Origin of the sequence: Mycobacterium gordonae (assembly GCF_001417955.2) — a bacterium.
Taxonomy (GTDB): domain Bacteria; phylum Actinomycetota; class Actinomycetes; order Mycobacteriales; family Mycobacteriaceae; genus Mycobacterium; species Mycobacterium gordonae_B.
Window position 1 is genome coordinate 114,612 of the sequence record NZ_LKTM01000350.1, and the last position, 22,237, is coordinate 136,848.

Here is a 22,237-nt window from a genome sequence, read left to right on the forward strand (position 1 = left end):
CCTTGTGATGTTCTCGTTATAAACAAGTTATTGACACGTGATTGAGGAAGATGGGCATGTCATATCTGACCACAACGCCGGACGCACTGGTAGCGGCTGCAAATTCTATTTCAGAAATCAGTTCTAATTTAGGTGTCGTGAATAATGCCGCCGCGATTCCTACGGCGAAGATACTGGCGGCTGCCGCCGATGAGGTCTCAGGGGCGATCGCGGGGCTGTTCAGTTCGCACGCGCACGAGTATCAGGTGCTCAGCGCTCAGGCCTCGGCGTTCCAGGCGCGGGTGGTGCAAGGGCTCACTGCGGCGGCCGGGGCGTACGCCGGCGCCGAGGCGAGCGGTGCCGCTCTGCTGCGGAGTGCCGGTCAGCAGGTGGCCGGCGCGGTGAACGCCGCCAGCGGCCGGGCCGGCAGTGGTGGCGCTGCGGCCGCTTCGACGCCCGGTGACTCAGCGAAAGCCCAGCTGAGGCCCAGTGCTGCCGACGCAACTACCGCCGCGACGGTGCCGGCCCAGTCTGCCGCGGGGCCAGCTGCGGGCGCGGCCACGGCGACTGGCGGTACGGCCGCTTCGGCCGGCGCGACGGGAAGCACGGCTGCGCCATCGGTGCCGGCCGCGACCGGCGCCGCGACGACCACGGCCGGCGGTGCCGGTACCGGCCTGACGGCCACGTATGCGACCTCGTCGCAATGGAGCAATGGGTTCGTCGCCCATTACACGATCACAAATACCGGCACCGCGCCCATGAGCAACTGGCAGCTGCAATTCAACCTGCCGGGAAATGAATCCATCACGAATCTGTGGAACGGGCAAGTTTCGCAGTCGGGCACCCAGTACACGGTGACCCCGGAAAGTTATAACAGCACCATTGCGCCGGGCAGCTCGGTCACCGTCGGCTTTCAAGGGGCGCATTCCGGGGACTACTCGGCTCCCACCAATCTTCTGGTGAATGGACACCCTTTCGGTGACACCGGCGCCGGTTCCGGACCCGGCAGCACGGGAACCGGGACGGGAAGCACGGGCAGCGCCGCCACCGGTGGCACCGGTAGCACCGGTGGCACCGGGACCGGCTCCGGCGCCGGAACCGGAAGCACGGGCACCAGCGGTGGGACGGGGACGGGGACCGGCGGCGGTACCGGGACCGTCCCCACCGGGGGCGCCGGGACCGGCGCGAGTACCGGCGGCAGTGGCCTGACCGCGACGTACACGCCGACGTCGCGCTGGGACAGCGGTTTCGTGGCCGACCTCAAGATCACCAACGCGGGCACGGCGCCGGTGACGAACTGGAATCTCCAATTCGATCTGCCGGCAAATGAATCCATCACCGGCGCCTGGAGTGGGCAGCTGGCTCACTCAGGTACGCATTACACGGTGACACCGGAGTCCTGGACGCAGACCATCGCTCCCGGTGGCTCGGTCACCGTCGGCATCCAGGCGACGCAGACCGGTGCCTACGCCGGGCCCACCAATCTGCTGCTCAACGGGCAGCCGACGGCCGGCGCCGGCGGCACCTCGACGGGGGGCACGTCGACCGGCGGCACGTCGACCGGTGGCACCTCCACGGGCGGCACGTCGACCGGCGGCACGGCCACCGGAGGCACCGGCACGGGAACCGGAGGCACCAGCACGACCGGGTCCGGCGTGTACTCGCCCTATGTCGACATCACGCTGTGGCCCGGCCCCAACGGATACGACTTCGCCACCGCCGCACAGAACGGGGTCACACACGCCACGCTCGCCTTCGTCAACGCCGACCCCGCCGGCCACCCGGCCTGGGGTGGCTACTCGGCGTACGACGTCACGGGCGGATCGCAGAGTGCCTTCATCGACAACCAGATCGCCGGCATGCGCAACGCCGGCATCAGCGGGACCATCTCGTTCGGCGGCGCATTCGGCACCGACCTGTCCGCGGTGAGCGGGCAGACCCCGGCCGCACTGGCGCAGCAGTACGCGTCGGTGGTGAACACCTACCACATCTACAACCTCGACTTCGATGTCGAGGGCGCGCTGCAGGGCAACACGCAGGCAATGTCGACACAGTCGAAGGCCATCGCCCTGCTACAGCAGCAGATGGCGGCAAACGGCACACCCGTCTCCGTCTCCTACACCCTTCCGGTGCTTCCGACCGGCTTGGTCCCGGGGCAGGGTGGGGGCTTGAACGTGCTGCAGACCGCTACGGCCAACGGCGTGAACATCTCACACGTGAACATCATGGCGATGGACTACGGCCCGGGCTTCGATCAGGCCGGCAACCCGGGCATGGGCCAGTACGCGATCGACGCCGCGACGGCCACCCACGGGCAGTTGATGACGTTGTATCCGTCGATGTCGAGCCAGCAGGCCTGGTCGATGCTCGGGGTGACGCCGCTGGTGGGAATCAACGACGACCCGCTGGAGATCTTCACCCTGGCCGACGCGCAGAAGCTGACCACCTTCGCCGTGCAGAACCACATCGGCGAGCTGTCCATGTGGGAGTTGCCCCGCGACATCTCCGGCACGCTGGGCGCTGTCGATGCGGTCGACGGCAGTGGGATCGCGCAAACGCCGTTCCAGTTCTCGAAGATCTTCGAGCAGATCGAAGGCGCGCCCCGGCTATGAGCGGGGCGTGGGGTGCATGTTCCCGACGAGTTGGGCTAGCAGCGGCGGGATTTCGAGCCGCGGCAGCACCACCTCGACGAAGACCATGCGGTCCTGGTTCTCGGCGGCCGCGGTGAGTGCGTCGTCGAGTTCGCCATAGGTCTGCGCCCGGAACGCGAGGTGGTTGGCCACCCCCAGCGTGGCGGGGACCTGGGTCCAGTTCCAGCCGGCGATGTCGTTGTACGGGGCGGTTTCTCCGTGAATCGCGCGTTCGACGGTGTAACCGTCGTTGTTGACCACCACGATGACGGGCGAAAGTCCCTCGCGGGAGAAGGAGCCGAGTTCCTGCACGGTCAGCTGTGCCGCGCCGTCGCCGATCAGCAGCACCGTCCTGCGCTCGGGATGCGCCACCGCCGCGCCGAAGGCCGCGGGCAACGTGTAACCGATTGAGCCCCAGAGGGGTTGGCCGATGAAGGTGACGCCCTGCGGCAGCACGTGGTCGGCCATCCCGTAGAACGACGTGCCCTGATCGGCCAACACCACGTTCCCGGGCGTGAGTGCGGCACAGAGCCTGTCCCACAGCATTCGTTGGGTCAGCGGCTCGTCATGCGCGGGCGTGGGCGCCGGCGGCGGGGCCACCGGTTCCGGGACGGCCGGCGACGCGATCCCGCGTTCGGTGAGAATCGCCGTCAGCGCGGTGAGCGCGGCGGTCATTTCCAGTGGCGCGAACACCTCATCGGCCACGCTGCTCTGGTACTGGCCGATGTCGATGGTTCGAGCCGGGTCGATCCGCTGGCTGAAGAAGCCGCTGACCATGTCGGTGAAGACCACCCCCGCTGTGACCAGTACGGGTGCGTCCTCGACGGCCGTGCGGACCCGTTCGGTGCTGGCCGTGCCCGCGTAGATACCCATGAAGTTCGGCGAGCTTTCATCGAGCAGGCTCTTACCCCACATCAACGTGGCATGTGGCACAACGTCTGCGTCCAGCAGGGATTGAAGTTCTTCGACCGCCTGCAGACGGTGCACCAACAGGTCGGCGAGCACGGTCAATTGGTGGTCACCGATCAGCTTGGTTGCTGCCTCGGTGAACATGGCCAGGGCGCGGGGGCTGGTACCCCCGCTGGTGCCGGGTAACGGGTTCGCGGGAGGTTCGGTGGGGAAGCGCGCCACGTCGGTGGACATCAGGATGTAGCCGGGGCGCTTCTGTTCCCGGACTTCGCACAGCACCCGGTCGATTTCCCGGCATGCTGTCGCCGGCATGAGATTGGTTTGAGCGCAGGTGATTTCGCGACTTATCCGGAGGAAGTGCTCGAAGTCGCCGTCGCCGAGCGAGTGGTGCAGGGCGCGGCGGGTGGCCTGCGCGTCTTTGGACGGTCCGCCGACGATATGGACAACGGGAACGTGTTCGGCGTAACTGCCCGCTATGGCATTGGCGAGTGATAGCTCACCGACACCGAAAGTCGTTACCACAGCTGATAATCCGCGAAGACGCCCGTAACCGTCGGCGGCATAGCCGGCGTTGAGTTCGTTGGCGTTGCCGACCCAGCGCAGCTTCGGGTGGGTCACGATGTGATCGAGGAACGCCAGGTTGTAGTCGCCCGGAACGCCGAAGATCTCCGAGATCCCGAGTTCGGCAAGGCGGTCGAGAAGATAATCACCGACGGTGTAAGCGGGATCTGTCACGAAAACGACGGTACCCCGGCAAAGAGCCTATTCCCGCCGGGCGCTGCCCGCGATATCGTGCGGGCCATGGCAATCAAAGAATCCCGCGAGATCGTCATCGAAGCCAGTCCCGAGGAGATCCTGGATGTCATCGCCGATTTTGAGGCGATGCCCGAGTGGTCCGAGCCGCATCAGAGCGCAGAGATCCTCGAGACGGGCGCCGACGGACGTCCCAGCAAGGTCAAGATGAAGGTCAAAGTCGCCGGGATCACCGACGAACAAGTGGTCGCCTACACGTGGAAAGACAACGAGGTGAGCTGGGAGTTGGTCAGCTCTGCTCAGCAGAAGGCCCAGGACGGGAAATACGTGCTGGTTCCCAAGGGCGACTCCACTCTGGTCAAGTTCGACCTGCTGGCAGATCCGAACGTGCCGCTGCCCGGTTTCGTACTCAAGCGGGCCGTCAAGGGGACGATCGATTCGGCCACCAAGGATCTGCGCGAGCGCGTGCTGAAGGTGAAGAAGGGGAAGTAGCCGGCAGTGGTTGGCGGGGGGCCACTGGCCGGGGTCAGGGTCATCGAACTCGGTGGCATCGGTCCGGGTCCGCACGCGGGCATGGTGCTGGCTGACCTTGGGGCGGACGTGGTCCGGGTGCGCCGGCCTGGCGGCCTGCAGATGCCCGCCGAAGACCGGGATCTGTTACACCGCGGCAAGCGGATCGTCGACCTCGACGTCAAGACGCAGCCCGGAGCGCTGCTGGAGCTGGCGGCCAAGGCAGACGTGTTGCTGGACTGCTTCCGGCCGGGCACCTGCGAGCGCCTCGGCATCGGTCCTGACGAGTGCGCGGCCGTGAACCCGCGCCTGATCTACGCGCGCATCACCGGCTGGGGCCAAGATGGGCCGTTGGCATCCACGGCGGGTCACGACATCAACTATCTGTCGCAGACCGGCGCGATGTCGGCGCTCGGCTACCGCGACCGGCCACCGATGCCGCCGCTGAACCTGGTGGCCGATTTCGGTGGGGGTTCGATGCTGGTGCTGCTGGGCATCGTGACGGCGCTGTATGAGCGGGAGCACTCGGGTCTGGGGCAGGTGATCGACGCCGCCATGGTCGACGGGGTCAGCGTGCTCGCCCAGATGATGTGGACGATGAAGTCGACCGGGTCGCTGCGTGACCAGCGCGAATCGTTCCTGCTCGACGGCGGAGCCCCGTTCTACCGTTGCTACGAGACCGCCGACGGGAAGTACGTCGCAGTCGGTGCCATCGAGCCTCAGTTCTTCGCCGCGCTACTGGCCGGCCTGGGACTGTCGCCCGACGAGGTGCCCGCTCAACTGGACGCCGGCTCCTTCCCCCGGATGCGTGAGTTGTTCACCGAGAAGTTCGCCAGTCGCACCCGCGACGAGTGGTCCGAGGTCTTCGCCGGCACCGATGCCTGCGTGACGCCGGTTCTGACGTGGGCCGAAGCCGCTTGCGATGCTCACCTGACCGGCCGGTCGACGGTGATCACCGCGCACGGCGTCGAGCAGGCCGCGCCGGCGCCGCGGTTCTCCCGCACGCCGGCCCCGCCGGTGGGGCGGCCGCCGGTGCAGACCACGACCCTCGCCGAAATAGGCTGGTAACAAGGTATTTGCCGGAACCGTGTCCGGGTGCGCGGCGGCGTTGCTAGCTTGAACTCGGTGGCTGTAAAAGCGTCGCGAGAATTCGTCATTGATGCGCCCCAGGAAGTGATCATGGAGGCGCTGGCAGACGTCAGCAATCTGACGTCTTGGTCGTCGCTGCACAAAAGCGTCGAAGTGATCGACTATTACCCCGACGGCCGGCCACACCACGTGCGGGCGACGGTCAAGATTCTGGGCCTGGTCGACAAGGAGATTCTCGAATATCACTGGGGTCCGGACTGGGTGTGCTGGGATGCGGACAAGACCTTCCAGCAGCACGGTCAGCACGTCGAGTACAAGCTCACCCCCGAAGGCCTGGACAAGACCCGGGTGCGGTTCGACGTCACCGTCGAGCCGTCGGGACCCATTCCGGGATTCATCGTCCGACGGGCCAGTGAGCAGATTCTCGACGCCGCGGCCAAGGGCTTACAGAAGCGGGTCATGGGCGACACTTCGGAGCAGGACGAGCAGTGACGTTTTCAGCCGGTCGATGATTGCTAGTTTGAACAACAGTGGCCATTCAAGCTTCCAGTGAAGTCGTTATCGACGCGCCGCCGGACGTCATCATCGACGCGCTTGCCGACATGCAGGCGGTGCCGTCGTGGTCGTCGGTGCACAAGCGGGCCGAGGTCGTCGAAACCTGGCCGGACGGTCGTCCCCGATATGTGAAGGTCGCCATCAAGGTCGTCGGGATCATCGACCGGGAGCTGCTCGAGTATCACTGGGGCCCGGACTGGGTGGTGTGGGATGCCAAGAAGACCAAGCAGCAACACGGTCAGCACGGCGAGTACAACCTGAGCCGCGAGGGCGACGACAAGACGCGGGTGCGGTTCACCATCACCGTCGAACCCTCGGCGCCGCTACCGGAATTCCTGGTCAACCGGGCCCGCAGGAAGATCCTGGACGCGGCCACCGAGGGACTGCGACGCCGGGTGATGGGAAGCCTCGGCTAACTGTCGCGCAGTGCCCCGAGTCGGCTGATCGCCTCGTCCAGGGTGTCCTCCCGTTTGCAGAAAGTGAAGCGCACCAAGTGATTCCACAGGTCGGCGTGCTCCGCGGCCGGATCGCAGAAGGCCGACATCGGGATGGCCGCCACGCCGACTTTCTCAGGTAGTGCCGCGCAGAACGCCGAGCTGTCGTCGTAGCCCAGCGGACGTGGGTCGGCACACAGAAAGTAGGTGCCGAAGCTGTCGTGGACCTCGAAACCGATTCCTTTGAGTCCCGAGGCCAGCCGGTCCCGTCGCGCCTGCAGCGAATCGCGCAGAGCCCTCACCCAGTTGTCTTCGGTATCCAGAGCCAGCGCCACCGCGGGCTGGAACGGTGCCCCGCCGACATAGCTGAGGTACTGCTTGGCCGCGCGCACGCCGGCGATCAGGTGCGCGGGGCCACACGCCCAGCCGATCTTCCAACCGGTGCAGTTGAACATCTTGGCGGCACTGGAGATGGTGACGGTGCGCTGTGCCATGCCGTCGAACCCGGCGAGCGGTACGTGGGTGTGGTCGTCATACACCAGGTGCTCGTAGACCTCGTCGGTGATCACCAGGAGGTCGGCGGCCACCGCGAGTTCGGCGATGGCCTGCAACTCCTGCGGCCTCAGGACTGCGCCGGTGGGGTTGTGGGGTGAGTTGACGATCAGGGCACGTGTTCGCGGGGTTATCGCGCGGCGCAGTGCGTCGGCGTCCAGCGCGAAGCCGCGGCCGTCGGCGACCAGGGGCACCGCGACGCGGTGAGCGCCGGCCATCGCCACCACGGGGGAGTAGGAGTCGTAGAACGGCTCGATCAGCACTACCTCCGAGCCGGGCTCCACCAGGCCCAGCACGGCGCTGGCGATGGCCTCCGTGGCGCCGACCGTCACCAGCACTTCGGTGCCGGGGTCGTAGTCGATGCCGAACTGCCGGTGGCGCTGCGCGGCGATGGCCTCTCGCAGCGGTGCGATGCCCAGCCCGGGTGGGTACTGGTTGACGCCCGCGGCGATCGCGTCCTGGGCGGCCTTCAGCATTGCCGGGGGCCCGTCCTCGTCGGGAAAGCCCTGGCCCAGGTTCACCGCACCGATCCGCGCGGCCAGCGCCGACATCTCGGCGAACACCGTGGTCGCGTAGGGCTGCAGCCGCGTGACCGTCATGGTGGTCGAGCTTAGGGCGCGCCGCCGTCGCCGAGCGTGCGGCCAGCTTCACGTTCGACATCCAACGTGCGGCCAGCTTCACGTTCGCGGTCGAGGTAGGCCGCCTGACCTGCGAACTCCCTCCCAACCAACAGGTTGGCCGAGGCCCCTGTTAGTGTTCCTTTCCTGGACCTACTCTTGAAGACGGATCCAAACCCTCCCTTTTTGGAACAGGAAACCGACATGTCCGAAGAAGCCTTCATCTATGAGGCCATCCGCACGCCGCGCGGCAAGCAACGCAACGGCGCGCTGAACGAAGTCAAGCCCCTCGACCTGGTCGTGGGCCTCATCGAGGAGCTGCGCAAGCGCAACCCTGACCTCGACGAGAACCTGATCAGCGACGTCATCCTGGGGTGCGTCTCACCCGTGGGCGACCAGGGCGGTGACATCGCGCGCGCCGCGGTGCTGGCCTCCGGCATGCCCGTCACCTCGGGCGGCGTTCAGCTCAACCGGTTCTGCGCATCGGGCCTCGAGGCCGTCAACACCGCCGCGCAGAAGGTGCGCTCGGGCTGGGACGACCTGGTGCTGGCCGGTGGTGTGGAGTCGATGAGCCGCGTGCCGATGGGATCCGACGGTGGCGCCATGGGCCTGGACCCGGAGACCAACTACGACGTGATGTTCGTCCCGCAGGGCATCGGCGCCGACCTGATCGCCACGATCGAGGGCTTCACCCGCGACGACGTGGACAACTACGCCCTGCGCAGCCAGGAAAAGGCCGCTGAGGCGTGGTCGGGCGGCTACTTCGCCAAGTCCGTGGTGCCGGTCCGCGACCAGAACGGTCTGCTGATCCTCGACCACGACGAGCACATGCGCCCGGACACCACCAAGGAAGGCCTGGGCAAGCTCAAGCCGGCGTTCGAGGTCCTGGCTGCGATGGGCGGCTTCGACGACGTGGCGCTGCAGAAGTACCACTGGGTCGAGAAGATCAATCACGTGCACACCGGCGGCAACAGCTCCGGCATCGTGGACGGCGCCTCCCTCGTCATGGTCGGTAACGAGAAGGCCGGGGCGGCCATCAACGCGACCCCGCGCGCCCGCATCGTCGCGACCGCGACCAGTGGGGCCGACCCGGTGATCATGCTGACCGGCCCCACCCCGGCCACCCGCAAGGTGCTCGACCGCGCCGGCCTGACCGTCGACGACATCGACCTGTTCGAGCTCAACGAGGCCTTCGCCTCGGTGGTGCTGAAGTTCCAGAAGGACCTGAACATCCCGGACGAGAAGCTCAACGTCAACGGCGGCGCGATCGCCATGGGCCACCCGCTGGGTGCCACCGGCGCGATGATCCTGGGCACCATGGTCGACGAGCTGGAGCGCCGCAATGCCCGGCGCGCCCTGGTGACGCTTTGTATTGGCGGCGGCATGGGTGTCGCGACGATCATCGAGAGGGTTTAAGTACATGACCGACAACACGATTCAGTGGGACAAGGATGACGACGGCATCGTCACGCTGACGCTGGACGACCCGTCGGGGTCGGCCAACGTCATGAACGAGGCGTACATCGAGTCGATGGGCAAGGCGGTGGAACGCCTTGTCGCGGAGAAGGATTCGATCACCGGCGTGGTGATCACCAGCGCGAAGAAGACCTTCTTCGCCGGCGGTGACGTGAAGAGCATGATCCAGATCGGCCCGGAGAACGCCGGCGAGGCTTTTGACCTGGTCGAGAACGTCAAGAAGCAGCTGCGCACGCTCGAGACGCTGGGCAAGCCAGTGGTCGCCGCGCTCAACGGCGCAGCCCTGGGCGGTGGCCTGGAGATTGCCCTGGCCTGCCACCACCGCATCGCGGCCGACGTGAAGGGATCGCAGTTCGGCTTCCCCGAGGCGACGCTGGGTCTGCTGCCGGGCGCGGGTGGTGTCACCCGCTCGGTACGGATGTTCGGTATCCAGAACGCCTTCATGAATGTCCTGTCGCAGGGCACCCGGTTCAAGCCGGCCAAGGCCAAGGAACTCGGTCTGATCGACGAGTTGCTGCCGACGGTCGAGGAGTTGGTGCCCGCCGCCAAGGCGTGGATCAAGGCCAACCCCGACAGCCACGAGCAGCCGTGGGACAAGAAGGGCTACAAGATGCCCGGCGGCACCCCGTCGTCGCCCGCGCTCGCGTCCATTCTGCCGTCGTTCCCGGCGTTGCTGCGCAAGCAGATCAAGGGTGCGCCGATGCCGGCGCCGAAGGCCATTCTGGCCGCCGCGGTCGAGGGCGCGCAGGTGGACTTCGACACCGCCAGCCGCATCGAAAGCCGCTACTTCACCACGCTGGTCACCGGCCAGGTCTCGAAGAACATGATCCAGGCGTTCTTCTTCGACCTGCAGGCCATCAACGCCGGCAAGTCCCGCCCGGACGGCATCGAGCCGGTCAAGATCAACAAGATCGGCGTGCTCGGCGCCGGCATGATGGGTGCGGGCATCGCCTACGTCTCGGCCAAGGCCGGCTACGACGTGGTCCTCAAGGATGTCAGCATCGAGGCCGCGCAGAAGGGCAAGGGCTACTCCGAGAAGCTGGAAGCCAAGGCGCTGGAGCGGGGCCGCACCACGCAGGAGAAGAGTGACGCCCTGCTGGCGCGCATCACTCCGACGGCCGACCCCGCTGACTTCAAGGGCGTCGACTTCGTCATCGAGGCGGTGTTCGAGAGCCAGGACCTCAAGCACAAGGTCTTCCAGGAGATCGAGGACATCGTCGAGCCCAACGCGCTGCTCGGCTCCAACACCTCGACGCTGCCGATCACCGGTCTGGCGACCGGCGTCAAGCGGCAGGAGGACTTCATCGGGATCCACTTCTTCTCGCCGGTCGACAAGATGCCGCTGGTGGAGATCATCAAGGGCGAGAAGACTTCTGACGAGGCGCTGGCCCGCGTGTTCGACTACACGCTGGCCATCGGCAAGACCCCGATCGTGGTCAACGACAGCCGCGGCTTCTTCACGTCCCGGGTCATCGGCACCTTCGTCAACGAGGCGCTGGCCATGCTGGGCGAGGGTGTCGAGCCGGCCAGCATCGAGCAGGCGGGTTCGCAGGCCGGTTACCCGGCGCCGCCGCTGCAGCTGTCCGACGAGCTCAACCTGGAGCTGATGCACAAGATCGCCGTCGCCACCCGCAAGGGTGTCGAGGACGCGGGCGGCAAGTACGAGCCGCACCCGGCAGAAGCCGTGGTGGAGAAGATGATTGAGGTCGGCCGCTCGGGCCGTCTGAAGGGCGCCGGCTTCTACGAGTACCCCGAGGGCAAGCGTTCCGGCTTGTGGCCGGGTCTGCGGGAGACCTTCAAGTCGGGTAGCTCGGAGCCGCCGCTGCAGGACATGATCGACCGGATGCTGTTCGCCGAGGCGCTGGAAACCCAGAAGTGCCTCGACGAGAACGTGCTGATGACCACGGCCGACGCGAACATCGGGTCGATCATGGGCATCGGGTTCCCGCCGTGGACCGGTGGTAGCGCGCAGTACATCGTCGGTTACGAGGGTCCGCTCGGCCGGGGCAAGGAAGCCTTCGTGGCCCGCGCCCGCGAGCTGGCCAAGAAGTACGGCGACCGTTTCCTGCCGCCGGACTCACTCACCTAAGTACTGCCGAGCAGACACAAAATCGCCCTTTCGCCTAGCGAAATGGGCGATTTTGTGTCTGCTCACCCAAGTAGAGTCACCGCTATGCGCTTCGGTCTCTTCATCCCGCAAGGCTGGCGGATGGATCTCGTCGGCATCGAACCCGAGCGGCACTGGGAGGTGATGCGCGATCTGGCCACCTATGCAGACGGCGGCGCCTGGGATTCGCTGTGGGTCTACGACCACTTCCACACCGTCCCGCTGCCCAGCGACCAGGCCACTCACGAGGCATGGTCGCTGATGTCGGCCTACGCGGCCGTGACATCGCGGATCAAGCTGGGCCAGATGTGCACCGCGATGAGCTACCGCAATCCGGTGTATCTCGCCAAGGTCGCGGCCACCGCCGATATCATCTCCGGCGGCCGCGTCCAGATGGGTATCGGCGGTGGTTGGTACGAGCACGAGTGGCGCGCTTACGGTTACGGATTCCCGTCAGCCGGAGTGCGGCTGGCGCGGCTCGACGAAGGCGTGCAGATCATGCGGGACGCCTGGCGCGATGGCAAAGTCAGCTTCGACGGGAAGCACTACCAGGTTGACGGCGCGATCGTGGCACCGAAGCCATTGCAGCGCAATGGTATTCCGCTGTGGATCGCGGGGGGCGGGGAAAAGGTGACGTTGCGCATCGCCGCTGCCTATGCGCAATACACCAACTTCACTCCGGAACTCGAGGCATTCGCCCACAAGTCGCAGTTACTCGCCGAGCACTGCCGCAAGCTGGGCACCGACTTCGACGCGATCGTGCGGTCGGCCAATTTCACCGCCGTGGTCGGCAGCTCTGAAGCCGACGTCGACGACCGCAAGAAGCGGGTGCGTGACCGCCTGGACGGCTATGTGCCGGACGCAGTGGCGGATTCGATGGTGGGTGGCATGCCCGATTCGACGATGGGCACCACGGAGCAGGTGATCGAGCGACTGTCCAAGGTCCGCGATCTCGGCTGTGAATACGCGATCTGCTACTTCCCCGAGGCGGCATACGACCGCTCCGGTATCGAATTGTTTGAACGCGAAGTAATCCCCGCGCTGAGTTAATCGCCGGTGCGGGTGAACGTTTGGTCGAAGGGTGTGTCGACCGCGCACGCGCGGGTTTGCGTCTGGTGCCCGTGCCCACTGAGCCGCTGAATGGGATTCTCCGTCGGCTGCGGCAGCGGAAACTCGGCGATGACATTGAAATGCAGTGTGCCCCCGGCCGGACACGGGTAATCGGCGTCCGAAGTCAATGCCCAGATGCCGTTCTGAAAAACCAGGGGGTTGTCGCCCCCATTGCCGTGGAAATAGCTCATACAGCGATCGCCGGTGCGCAGGCAGGTCGTGACGACGGCGGTATCTACGGGCTCCGTCGGAATGGCTGATGTGGGGTAAGTCCGCAGGACTTGGTACCGGCCGTGTAATGCTTCGGCCGGGGACGCAACCCGCGGTGCGACGGTCGCCGGGTCGACGACCGTGTCGACATCGAGATCGCCTGTGCGCGTGAGGGTTACCGGTCTCTTGTCCCGGCAGTTGGTGGCGCTGGTCCGGGTCATCTCTCCGGTGAGGGTGCCATCGGCGCCCAGCTGCAGGGAGAACGCCAGCCAGAATTCAGACTTCGTCGAAAGGCACTCATCGTTGATCACCGCTACAGCCAGCCACCGGCCGTCGATTTCGTCGAACACCATCGTCTTAGCCAGATCATTGGGCCTACCCAGAGATTCGGCCGTCGCCACACAGGCGGCGCCTCGGCACGCCGAACGGAGCCCGTAGCTGGCGGTGGCCGGCGGCGCGCCGTGGCCGTTGCCATCGAGATCGGTGGCGGCGCCGAAATCCGCTTTGTAGCGGCCATTCAACGGGCCGGGGGTGAGCGGCGCAACGGAGGTGGTGGTCGGAGCGCTGACCGGCGTCGCCGATGTGGTGGCGGAGGTGGTGCTGGTGGGCGCGGGCGCTGCGACCGGCTTGTGCGTGAGCTTGAAACCGGCGAAGATCCCGCCGCCGACCAGGAGCGCAACACCCACGAGTGCGGCGATCAGCAGACGGGAACGTCTGCGGGGCGCGCGGGCGACGGGCGCGGTGAGGAGGTGGTCCGGCGCGGTGATCGGGGCGCCGCCTTCGAGGTGCCTGCGCAGTTGAGAGGCAAACTCGCTGCAGGTGGCGAACCGGTCGGCTGGTTCCTTGGCCATGGCCCGGCTAAATACCGGGTCAAGACTCCGCAGCTCGTCATGGTGTTCTCCCACCGACGGCGGCGGAGCGTACAGATGATGGGTGATGACGACGGCGGGGTTGTCGTCCGGATACGGCGGCGCGCCGGTCAGCAGATGAAAGGCCGTGCACGCCAACGCATACTGGTCGGCGCGTCCGTCGATCGGATCACCTCGGAGTTGTTCGGGCGCGGCGTAGGCAACGGTGCCGACCGCCACGTCGGTCTCGGTCAGACCGGCAGAATCGTCGATGCGCCGCGCGATGCCGAAATCGGCCAGGTACACGCGGCGGTCCTGCCCGTCGGGATCGGCCAGCAGGATGTTGGCCGGTTTGACGTCGCGGTGTAGCAACCCGCGGTCATGGGCGTAATCCAGCGCGGCTGCGACCGCGGCGACGATGGACAGCACCTCCTCGGCGGGCATGCCCGACGGATACTGCTCTTTGAGCAATCGGGAGGCGTCGGTGCCGGCCACGTAATCCATCGAGATCCAGAATTGGCCGTCGAATTCGCCCCGGTCCTGAACCCCGACGATGTGCTGATGGGACAAACCGGCGGCCAGTTCCGCCTCGCGATTGAACCGCGCCCGGTACTCGGCATCGTTGGTGAACTCCGCGGGCAGCACTTTGAGCGCGTCCTCGCGCGGCAGCCGCGGATGCGTCGCCAGATACACCGTGCCCATGCCGCCCGCACCCAGCACGCGCAGGATCGTGTACCCGGCAAAAGCTTGTCCAACATCCAGCGGCACGGGGCTAATCGCCTGTTCGAGTGAACGTGTCGTCAAGATCTACGTTGACCGAGCACGTCCCCGTTTGCGCCCAGTGCCCGTGGCCGGTCAGCGACGGCAGCGGATCCGCAGCCGGTTGTGGCAGCGGGTACGTGGCGCTGATCCGCAGCGTCGTCGGGCTCCCGTCTGGACACTTTCCGCTGCTCACTTCATCCCACGTCCAGCTGCCGCCCGCGAATATCAGGGGAGCATCGCCTGAATCAAAGTGAAAGAAGCTCATGCACCGATCACCGGTACGCAAGCAATTGGTGACGCCCGGGGAATCGCCCTCCGGCTGGGAGCCCCGGCCCGCCACCGTGAGGGTCCGCGCATAGCGGCCGTGAAACGCCTCGGCCACTGACGGCACCCGCGGCGGCAGGGTCGCCGGGTCGGGAAGGCCGGCCGGGGCATCGCCGGTGCGGGTGAAGGTCACGGTCCGCCGCTCTTCGCAATTGTTGCGGGCGGTGCGCGTTTGTTCGCCGACCAGAGTCCCGTCTGGACGTGCCTCCAACGTGAAGACCTCCCAGATCTCACTGGTCGTGTCATTGCACGGTTGGGTGGACAGCGCCACCGCCACCCAGCTGCTGCCCAGCTGATCGAAAACCATGCTCGCGGCGAAAAATCTTTCGCCTTTAAGGCGCGAACCCGTTGCCACGCAACCGGTGCCCCCGCACATCGAGCGCATGCCATAGGTGCCCGTGGTGGGTTGCGCATTTGGAACTTGCTTGCCGTTGATCAACGTAACCGGGCCGAAGTCGGCGCGGTAGGTGCCGGTGAACGGGCCCTGCGCCGCTGGGGGCGTGGCCTGCGGCGCCGCAGTGGACGACCCGAGCGGCGCGGCGGTGTGCTTGCCGGAATGCCTGAATTTGGTGCCGGCGAAGACGCCGCCGACGACCAGCAACGCGACGGCCACCAGCACACTGAAGAGGACGGCCGGCCGCCGCGCCCAGCCTCTGGGGTCCGGCTCGCTCGACTTGATCAGCGAGATCGAGGGCTGAGTTTGCCGGGCGTGCAAATCGACCGGGGTGTCGTAGTTTTGCGTGGCGAGGTGTTTGGTCAACTCCAGGGCGAAGTCGCTGCAGCTGCTGTAGCGGCCGTCCGGGTCCTTGGCCATGGCGATGGCGAAAACCGGGTCCAATGACGACAATTCGGGTCGACGTGTGCCGATCGGCGGCGGCGGGGAACTGATCTGCTGGGTGATGACCACCGTCGGACTGCTGTCGGTGAACGGGGGGGCGCCGGTCAACAGGTGATAAGCCGTGCAGGCCAACGCATATTGGTCAACGCGCCCGTCAACCGGCGCGCCCTTGAGTTGTTCGGGTGCGGCATAGGCGACGGTGCCTACCGCGACGTTTATGTCCGTGATGGACGACGCGTCATCGATGCGGCGCGCGATGCCGAAGTCCGCCAGATATATCCGGCGCGCCTGCCCGCCGTCGGGTTCGGTGAGCAGGATGTTGGCGGGCTTGACGTCGCGGTGCAACAGGCCGCGGTGGTGGGCGTAGTCCAGCGCGGAGGCGACCGCGGAGATGATGGCGACCACTTCGTCGACAGGCATGCCGCGCTGGTAGCGCTCGGACAACAAATGGGACGCGTCGGTGCCGGCCACATAGTCCATCGAGATCCACAGCTGGCCGTCGGTCTCACCGCGGTCGTAGATCCGCACGATGTGGGGATGGGACAGGCCGGCGGCCACGTCGGCTTCGCGCGCGAACCGCTTCCGGTATTCGGGGTCGTCGGTGTACTCCGCGGGCAGCACTTTGAGCGCGTCCTCGCGGGGCAGGCGCGGATGTGTTGCCAGATAAACCCTGCCCATGCCGCCTGCACCCAGCACGCGCAGGATCGTGTATCCGGCGAATACCTGGCCAACGACGAGGGACATGGCCAAATCGTAATTGCTGGCAATTTTCCACGACACCGAACGACTCGTCCGTGTCGAGTCGCACGAGAATGCGATTTCCATTTTTGCGGAACGCTGTTGTACCGTTCAGTGAGTCGGACTTTTCCCGTGCTCCACGGAGGTTTGTCGATGCAGAAGGCGCTGGCCCCTGAAATCTCTACCTGGCCGGACGCGAATCCCCAGCTGATCGGCAGCCGATGCGGCAGTTGTGAGGCCACGACGTTCCCGGTGCAGCGGTACTGTCCGCGCTGCAGCCGCAGCGAGATGACCGAGGTGTTGCTGCCGCGGCGCGGCACGCTGGTCGCATGGACCACCCAGGGGTTCCCGCCGGGCGCCCCTTACGCCGGACCTGTCGGCAAGGACTTCGTGCCGTTCGGAGTCGGCCTGGTTCAACTCGGTGACGTGATCCGGGTGGAAGGCAGGCTCACCGAGAGCGATCCGGCCAAGCTGGAGTTCGGTCAGGAGGTCGAACTCACCATGGTGCCGCTGAATCGCGACGGCGACGGCGCCGAAATCATGACCTTCGCGTTCCAGCCGGTCGCAGCGACAGGAGCATGAGATGACCAACGATGTCGCCATCATCGGCGTCGGCCTGCACCCCTTCGGCAGGTTCGAGAAGACCGCGATGGAGATGGGTGCCGAGGCGATCCAATCCGCCCTGACCGACGCCGGCGTGGACTGGAAGGACATCCAGTTCGGCTTCGGCGGCAGTCATGAGGTGTCCAACCCGGACGCCGTGACGCGCCTGGTCGGGCTCACCGGGATCACGTTCACCAACGTGTTCAACGCCTGCGCCACGGCGGCGAGCGCCATCCAGCAGACCGCCGACACCATCCGGTTGGGCAAGTACGACCTCGGAATCGCGATCGGGCTGGACAAGCATCCCCGCGGCGCGTTCACCGACGATCCCGCCAAACTCGCGCTGCCGCAGTGGTATGCGCAGAACGGGCAGTTCGTCACCACGAAGTTCTTCGGCATGAAGGCCAACAAGTATCTGCACGACCACAACATCTCTCAGGCGACGCTGGCCAAGGTGGCAGCCAAGAACTTCCGCAACGGCGCGATGAACCCGAACGCGTTCCGCCGCAAGGCAATTCCGGAGGAAGAGATCCTCAAATCGGCGGTGCTCAACTATCCGCTGACGCAGTACATGTTCTGCGCGCCGGACGAGGGGGCGGCGGCGGTGATCATGTGCCGCGCCGACCTGGCGCCTAAGTACACCGACAAGCCGGTGTACGTGCGCGCCTGCGAGATTCGCACCCGCCGTTACGGCGCCTACGAGGTGCACGCCACGTTCGCTCCGCTGGACGGTGACGCCTCGCCGACGGTGTACGCGGCCAAAGCCGCCTACGAGGCCGCGGGCATCGGGCCTGAGGACGTCGACGTGGCCCAGTTGCAGGACACCGATGCCGGCAACGAGGTGATCCACATGGCCGAGACGGGTCTGTGCGCTGACGGCGAACAGGAGAAGTTGGTGGCCGACGGCGCCACCGAGATTCACGGTTCGATTCCGGTCAACACCGACGGCGGTCTCATCGCCAACGGCGAGCCGATCGGCGCGTCCGGGTTGCGTCAGATGCATGAGTTGGTGCGGCAGTTGCGCGGTGAGGCAGGCGAACGGCAGGTGCCGGGCAACCCGCGGGTGGGTCTGGCGCAGGTCTACGGCGCGCCGGGCACCGCCTCGGCGACCATCCTGTCGCTCTAGCTTCCTGCCGAGCAGACGCAAAATCCCCAAGGAGCACGTGTTCCGAGGTGATTTTGCGTCTGCTCGCGGTCCTAGATCGCCGGGCCCAGCAGGTCGTCGGCGTCGCGAATGATGTACCCGTAGCCCTGCTCAGCCAGAAAACGCTGCCGGTGCGCGGCATATTCGGCGTCCAGGCTGTCGCGCGCCACCACCGAATAGAAGATGGCGCCGCCACCGTCAGCCTTGGGCCGCAGTAGCCGGCCCAGGCGCTGGGCCTCCTCCTGTCGCGACCCGAAGGTGCCCGAAACCTGAACCGCAACAGAGGCTTCCGGCAGGTCAATGGAAAAGTTGGCCACCTTGGACACCACCAGGGTCGCGATCTCGCCACGCCGAAACTGGTCGAACAGGTCCTCGCGTTCCCGGGTCTTGGTCGACCCCTGGATCACCGGGGCGCCCAGCTCGGCACCCAGCTCGTCGAGCTGATCGAGGTATGCGCCGATCACCAGGGTCTGCTCGCCAGGGTGATTCTTCAGGATCGACTTCACCACAGCAATTTTGGTGTGCACGGTCGAACACAGCTTGTAGCGTTCCTCGGGCTCGGCGGTGGCGTAGATCATCCGCTCGTTGTCGGTCATGGTGACCCGGACTTCCACGCACTCAGCAGGTGCGATCCAGCCCTGGGCCTCGATGTCCTTCCACGGGGCGTCATATCGCTTCGGCCCGATCAGCGAGAACACATCGCCCTCCCGGCCGTCCTCGCGGATCAGCGTGGCGGTGAGGCCAAGGCGCCGCTTGGACTGCAGGTCGGCGGTCATCCGGAACACCGGTGCCGGCAGCAGGTGCACCTCGTCATAGACAATCAGGCCCCAGTCGCGGCTGTCGAACAGCTCCAGATGCCGGTACTCGCCCTTGGTGCGTCGCGTGATCATCTGGTACGTCGAGATGGTGACGGGCCGGATCTCCTTGCGCTCGCCGGAGTATTCGCCGATCTCCTCCTCGGTGAGCGAGGTCCGTGCCACCAGCTCGCGCTTCCACTGCCGGGCCGCCACGATGTTGGTGACCAGAATCAGCGTCGTGGCCTGCGCTTTTGCCATGGCGGCCGCGCCGACCAGCGTCTTGCCGGCGCCGCAGGGCAGTACCACCACTCCCGAGCCGCCGGCCCAGAACGAGTCCGCGGCGAGCTGCTGGTAGTCGCGCAGCTCCCACCCGTCGGGTTCCAGACTGATCGGGTGGGCCTCGCCGTCCACGTAGCCGGCGAGATCCTCCGCCGGCCAGCCGATCTTGAGCAGCATCTGCTTGACCCGGCCGCGCTCGCTGGGGTGAACGGCGACGGTGTCGTCGTCGATGCGGGCGCCGAGCATCGGCGCGATCTTCTTGTTGCGCAGCACTTCTTCGAGGACGGCGCGATCGAAGCTCAGCAGCGTCAGGCCGTGCGCGGGGTGCTTGACCAGTTGCAGGCGGCCGTACCGCGCCATGGTGTCGACGATGTCGACCAGCAGGGGTTGCGGTACCGCGTAGCGGGAGAAGCTGACCAGCGCGTCGACCACCTGCTCAGCGTCGTGTCCGGCGGCGCGGGCATTCCACAGCGCCAGCGGTGTGATGCGGTAGGTGTGGATGTGCTCGGGTGCGCGTTCCAGCTCGGCGAACGGCGCGATGGCGGCGCGCGCCGCCCCGGCCTGCTCATGGTCGACTTCGAGCAGCACCGTTTTATCGGACTGCACGATCAACGGCCCGTCTGTCATGGGCGCTGCTCCTCCAATCGTTGCTCCCCGGCAAGCGGTCGGCGGGGAGCAACGTCCATTATCCTTCGTCCGCCGACATCACCGATGTGATGCGGTGGATGGCGAAGTCCCGCATCCGCCCGGACCCTGAATCGAAAGCCACCAGCTGGCCACCCCGGACGACGATCGGGGACACCACGCGCTGGGTGGCCACCCCTGCGGCGTCGAGGTAGCCGATGAGCACCGTGTCCTGGTCTTTGGCGGCGCGCTGCAGCAGCGACATCGACACCGCGGGATCGACGCGGATGTTGCCGAACGGGGCCGCGGTGACCTTGCGCAGCACACCGACCACGGCGTTCAGCGTTTCACTACTGGGCCGGGGGACCGGCCGATACGCCCGGCGCTGGGGCGGAGCGGCGACTCGGGCGCCGCGGGTCCGCACGTCGACGATCGCGCCGGTGGAGTCTTCAGCGGCCGGGGCGAACCCCGCGGTTCGCAAGGCGGCGAGCACTTCGGCGATGGTCGCCGGCGACACCGCCACCGTGGGGGCCAGCGCCCGCAGCTGCAGTCCCTCGGTAGCCGGTGCCGCCACCGCCTGCGCAAGTAGGGCGGGATCTTCGCAGCGCACGAATGAGGATGCCATCCCGATACGGAGTTGACCGTGCCGACGTGCCACGTCGTCGATCAGGTAGGTGAGACCCTGAGGCACCGGGGTTTTGGAGTGCTCGGCGAAAAAGGCCTGCATCCAGTCGCGCGTCTTGCCGATGTCGAGTGCATGCCGGATGGACTGTTCGCTGACCCGGTAAACCATTGCCGCACCGGCCGATTCGACGGTCGCGACGGTGGCGAGGTCGTCGGCCAGGTCGCGTTCCAGCGGACCCGGCACCACCACCGTCAGGTCGGCCTGGACCAGGAAGTGGTCGATCGGTTTGGGCAGCGCCCGAGTCATCGCGTCGACGACGACGTCCGGGCTCTCGTCACCGAGCAGTGCGCGGCCCGGCGTGCTGATCGCCCCGCGACCGATCAGTCCCACTGCCTGGCCCTCGGCCAGCAGGTCGGCGACCGGCTCGGGCTGCAACCGCCGGGCCCAGCGCGGGCGTCGCCAGATCAAGGCCGCGGACGCCGTTCTCGCATCGACGCCGGCGCCGCCCGGTAGGCCGGCGAGCAGTGTCAGGAGAAGCCGCCGGTCCAGTGGGGCCGCCGTGGAGAACAGTGAATTGGAAAGCGCGCCAAACGGTTTGCCGTCCGGACCGCGGCTGCCGATCAGCGTCGGGCGGCAGGTCAGGTCGAGCCAGGTGATGGCCAGCAGATACCAACGGTCGGCGGCGGCCAGCGTGCTGAACCGATCGGCTGTCGCCGTGGGCGCCCAGTAGGGTCCGTCCCCGTAGGCCGGGTCGGGATCGGGCATGCCACTGGCGATCAACCCCGCCGCCGCGGCAATCTCCAGGATCAGGCCCAGTCGGGCCTCGTCGATCCCGGTCACTTTGGCCAGCCGCTTGAGTTCGCGGATACCCAGGCCGCCGCTGCGCAGCTCGGAAACCGGTGCGGTGCCGAGGTTCTCGAGCAGCACATCGACGTGCCGCAGCAGGTCGATGGCGGCGCCGGCGGCCGCGGCGTCGGCATCGGCGGCTGAGACGGTCGACACCACCGGATCGGGTTCGGTCAGTTGCACCGGGCCGGGCGACTCGCCGCGCAACACCTGCGCGACGTGGCGGGGCAGTATCACCGTCTCGGCGTCGACGCGTCGCAGCAGGCCAGACGCGAGCAGTTGCGGGACGGGCCGGTCCACCGGAGCTCCGGGTGCCGCGTCGCGGGTGCGTCCCATCGGCGACCCTTCGAGCAGCTTCTCCAGGACGTCGCGCTGTGCGTCGTCGGCGTCGGCGATCAGCGCGGCGATCTGCTCGCCGGTGTGGGTGCGGTCGTCGAGGGTGACCTGCCCGGGATGCCACGGCAGGGCGCTGCCGGTGTCGGCGGCCACCCGCACCGCCGTAGCGCCCCACACCAGGGCGCGGTTCTTGAGGTCATCCAGTGCCGCCGCCACGTCGGCGTCCGGAGCCAGCTCGGCGATCAGGGCCGTCAACTTCGTCACCGGGACGGGTTCGGTGTCGGCCTGCAGCACCAACAGGGCGTCCAGCACCGCCAACCGCAGGAAGTCCAGGTCGTCGGTGGCAGCCTTGACCGACTGACGCGCCTGTGCGCGGGCGGCCAGTGCCGCGATGCTGCCGGGAGGCGGCTGGGCAAGGTCCGGCCGCAGCTCCAACAGCAGGATCAGCCGCTCGTCGGGCAGGTCGGCCAGCCAGGACCCCAGCGGGATATCCGGGGTGTGTTCGGTCATTGCTGATCAAGCCTAGGCGTGAGCTTCAACCT

General features: G+C 66.7%; 16 protein-coding genes. 10 read left to right on the top strand and 6 right to left on the bottom strand.

The features are described from left to right. Window positions 1-56: 56 nt before the first annotated feature. Entirely contained in the window at window positions 57-2,591 is a 2,535-nt protein-coding gene (locus AO501_RS26745; protein ID WP_082658864.1) for a cellulose binding domain-containing protein, read from the top strand. Here AO501_RS26745 and AO501_RS26750 read toward each other — a convergent pair. Next, window positions 2,586-4,253, bottom strand: coding sequence for an alpha-keto acid decarboxylase family protein (locus AO501_RS26750; RefSeq protein ID WP_055580585.1), 1,668 nt, complete (start codon window positions 4,251-4,253; stop codon window positions 2,586-2,588). The genes AO501_RS26745 and AO501_RS26750 overlap by 6 nt on opposite strands. A gap of 66 nt (window positions 4,254-4,319) precedes the next feature. On the opposite strand from AO501_RS26750, the gene AO501_RS26755 reads away from it, so the two are divergent. The 4 genes from AO501_RS26755 to AO501_RS26770 are packed head-to-tail and all read left to right on the top strand — an operon-like array spanning window position 4,320 to window position 6,841. Beyond that, window positions 4,320-4,763: an SRPBCC family protein gene (locus AO501_RS26755; protein ID WP_055580586.1), complete on the top strand. Its 444-nt coding sequence runs from the start codon at window positions 4,320-4,322 to the stop codon at window positions 4,761-4,763. A gap of 6 nt (window positions 4,764-4,769) precedes the next feature. Continuing rightward, entirely contained in the window at window positions 4,770-5,849 is a 1,080-nt protein-coding gene (locus AO501_RS26760; protein WP_055580587.1) for a CaiB/BaiF CoA transferase family protein, read from the top strand. 57 nt (window positions 5,850-5,906) lie between these two features. Then, a complete protein-coding gene (locus tag AO501_RS26765; protein ID WP_082658865.1) occupies window positions 5,907-6,362 on the top strand; it encodes an SRPBCC family protein in 456 nt (151 codons plus the stop codon). 38 nt (window positions 6,363-6,400) lie between these two features. After that, the gene (locus AO501_RS26770; protein WP_055580588.1) at window positions 6,401-6,841 is read left to right on the top strand and encodes an SRPBCC family protein; all 441 of its coding nucleotides are present in this window, start codon (window positions 6,401-6,403) and stop codon (window positions 6,839-6,841) included. On the opposite strand, the gene AO501_RS26775 is transcribed toward AO501_RS26770, so the two are convergent. Continuing rightward, complete coding sequence (locus AO501_RS26775; protein ID WP_055580589.1) at window positions 6,838-8,010, bottom strand: pyridoxal phosphate-dependent aminotransferase; 1,173 nt, start codon at window positions 8,008-8,010, stop codon at window positions 6,838-6,840. The two genes, AO501_RS26770 and AO501_RS26775, sit on opposite strands and share 4 nt — an antisense overlap. Window positions 8,011-8,232: 222 nt before the next feature. Between AO501_RS26775 and AO501_RS26780 the strand changes: the two genes are divergently transcribed. The 3 genes from AO501_RS26780 to AO501_RS26790 all read left to right on the top strand — a co-directional run bounded on the left by AO501_RS26780 (window position 8,233) and on the right by AO501_RS26790 (window position 12,661). Further along, window positions 8,233-9,444, top strand: coding sequence for an acetyl-CoA C-acetyltransferase (locus tag AO501_RS26780; protein WP_055580590.1), 1,212 nt, complete (start codon window positions 8,233-8,235; stop codon window positions 9,442-9,444). Window positions 9,445-9,448: 4 nt separating this feature from the next. Next, window positions 9,449-11,593 (top strand): 3-hydroxyacyl-CoA dehydrogenase NAD-binding domain-containing protein, encoded by a 2,145-nt coding sequence (locus tag AO501_RS26785; protein WP_055580591.1) that lies wholly within the window; start codon window positions 9,449-9,451, stop codon window positions 11,591-11,593. An 84-nt stretch (window positions 11,594-11,677) separates the two neighbouring features. After that, window positions 11,678-12,661, top strand: a complete 984-nt coding sequence (locus AO501_RS26790) for an LLM class F420-dependent oxidoreductase (RefSeq protein WP_055580592.1) — start codon at window positions 11,678-11,680, stop codon at window positions 12,659-12,661. Here AO501_RS26790 and AO501_RS26795 read toward each other — a convergent pair. Then, complete coding sequence (locus AO501_RS26795) at window positions 12,658-14,547, bottom strand: serine/threonine-protein kinase (RefSeq protein WP_055580593.1); 1,890 nt, start codon at window positions 14,545-14,547, stop codon at window positions 12,658-12,660. The two genes, AO501_RS26790 and AO501_RS26795, sit on opposite strands and share 4 nt — an antisense overlap. 4 nt (window positions 14,548-14,551) lie before the next feature. Further along, window positions 14,552-16,447, bottom strand: coding sequence for a serine/threonine-protein kinase (locus AO501_RS40385; RefSeq protein ID WP_063892927.1), 1,896 nt, complete (start codon window positions 16,445-16,447; stop codon window positions 14,552-14,554). 147 nt (window positions 16,448-16,594) lie between these two features. Here AO501_RS40385 and AO501_RS26805 point away from each other — a divergent pair, with 147 nt between their 5' ends. Further along, window positions 16,595-17,023: a Zn-ribbon domain-containing OB-fold protein gene (locus AO501_RS26805; RefSeq protein WP_055580595.1), complete on the top strand. Its 429-nt coding sequence runs from the start codon at window positions 16,595-16,597 to the stop codon at window positions 17,021-17,023. A 1-nt stretch (window position 17,024) separates the two neighbouring features. After that, the gene (locus AO501_RS26810) at window positions 17,025-18,170 is read left to right on the top strand and encodes a thiolase family protein (protein ID WP_055580596.1); all 1,146 of its coding nucleotides are present in this window, start codon (window positions 17,025-17,027) and stop codon (window positions 18,168-18,170) included. 71 nt (window positions 18,171-18,241) lie between these two features. On the opposite strand, the gene AO501_RS26815 is transcribed toward AO501_RS26810, so the two are convergent. Together AO501_RS26815 and AO501_RS26820 are read right to left on the bottom strand one after the other, a co-directional pair. Beyond that, the gene (locus AO501_RS26815; protein WP_055580597.1) at window positions 18,242-19,891 is read right to left on the bottom strand and encodes a DNA repair helicase XPB; all 1,650 of its coding nucleotides are present in this window, start codon (window positions 19,889-19,891) and stop codon (window positions 18,242-18,244) included. Between the two features lie 58 nt (window positions 19,892-19,949). Next, window positions 19,950-22,205: a helicase-associated domain-containing protein gene (locus AO501_RS26820; RefSeq protein WP_055580598.1), complete on the bottom strand. Its 2,256-nt coding sequence runs from the start codon at window positions 22,203-22,205 to the stop codon at window positions 19,950-19,952. Between the last annotated feature and the right edge of the window lie 32 nt (window positions 22,206-22,237).

Coding starts and splice junctions, on each gene's coding strand:
- AO501_RS26780 (WP_055580590.1), top strand. CDS start 8,233: ATGTCCGAAGAAGCCTTCATCTATGAGGCCATCCGCACGCCGCGCGGC.
- AO501_RS26820 (WP_055580598.1), bottom strand. CDS start 22,205: ATGACCGAACACACCCCGGATATCCCGCTGGGGTCCTGGCTGGCCGAC.
- AO501_RS26785 (WP_055580591.1), top strand. CDS start 9,449: ATGACCGACAACACGATTCAGTGGGACAAGGATGACGACGGCATCGTC.
- AO501_RS26745 (WP_082658864.1), top strand. CDS start 57: ATGTCATATCTGACCACAACGCCGGACGCACTGGTAGCGGCTGCAAAT.
- AO501_RS40385 (WP_063892927.1), bottom strand. CDS start 16,447: ATGTCCCTCGTCGTTGGCCAGGTATTCGCCGGATACACGATCCTGCGC.
- AO501_RS26815 (WP_055580597.1), bottom strand. CDS start 19,891: ATGACAGACGGGCCGTTGATCGTGCAGTCCGATAAAACGGTGCTGCTC.
- AO501_RS26810 (WP_055580596.1), top strand. CDS start 17,025: ATGACCAACGATGTCGCCATCATCGGCGTCGGCCTGCACCCCTTCGGC.
- AO501_RS26790 (WP_055580592.1), top strand. CDS start 11,678: ATGCGCTTCGGTCTCTTCATCCCGCAAGGCTGGCGGATGGATCTCGTC.
- AO501_RS26755 (WP_055580586.1), top strand. CDS start 4,320: ATGGCAATCAAAGAATCCCGCGAGATCGTCATCGAAGCCAGTCCCGAG.
- AO501_RS26775 (WP_055580589.1), bottom strand. CDS start 8,010: ATGACGGTCACGCGGCTGCAGCCCTACGCGACCACGGTGTTCGCCGAG.
- AO501_RS26805 (WP_055580595.1), top strand. CDS start 16,595: ATGCAGAAGGCGCTGGCCCCTGAAATCTCTACCTGGCCGGACGCGAAT.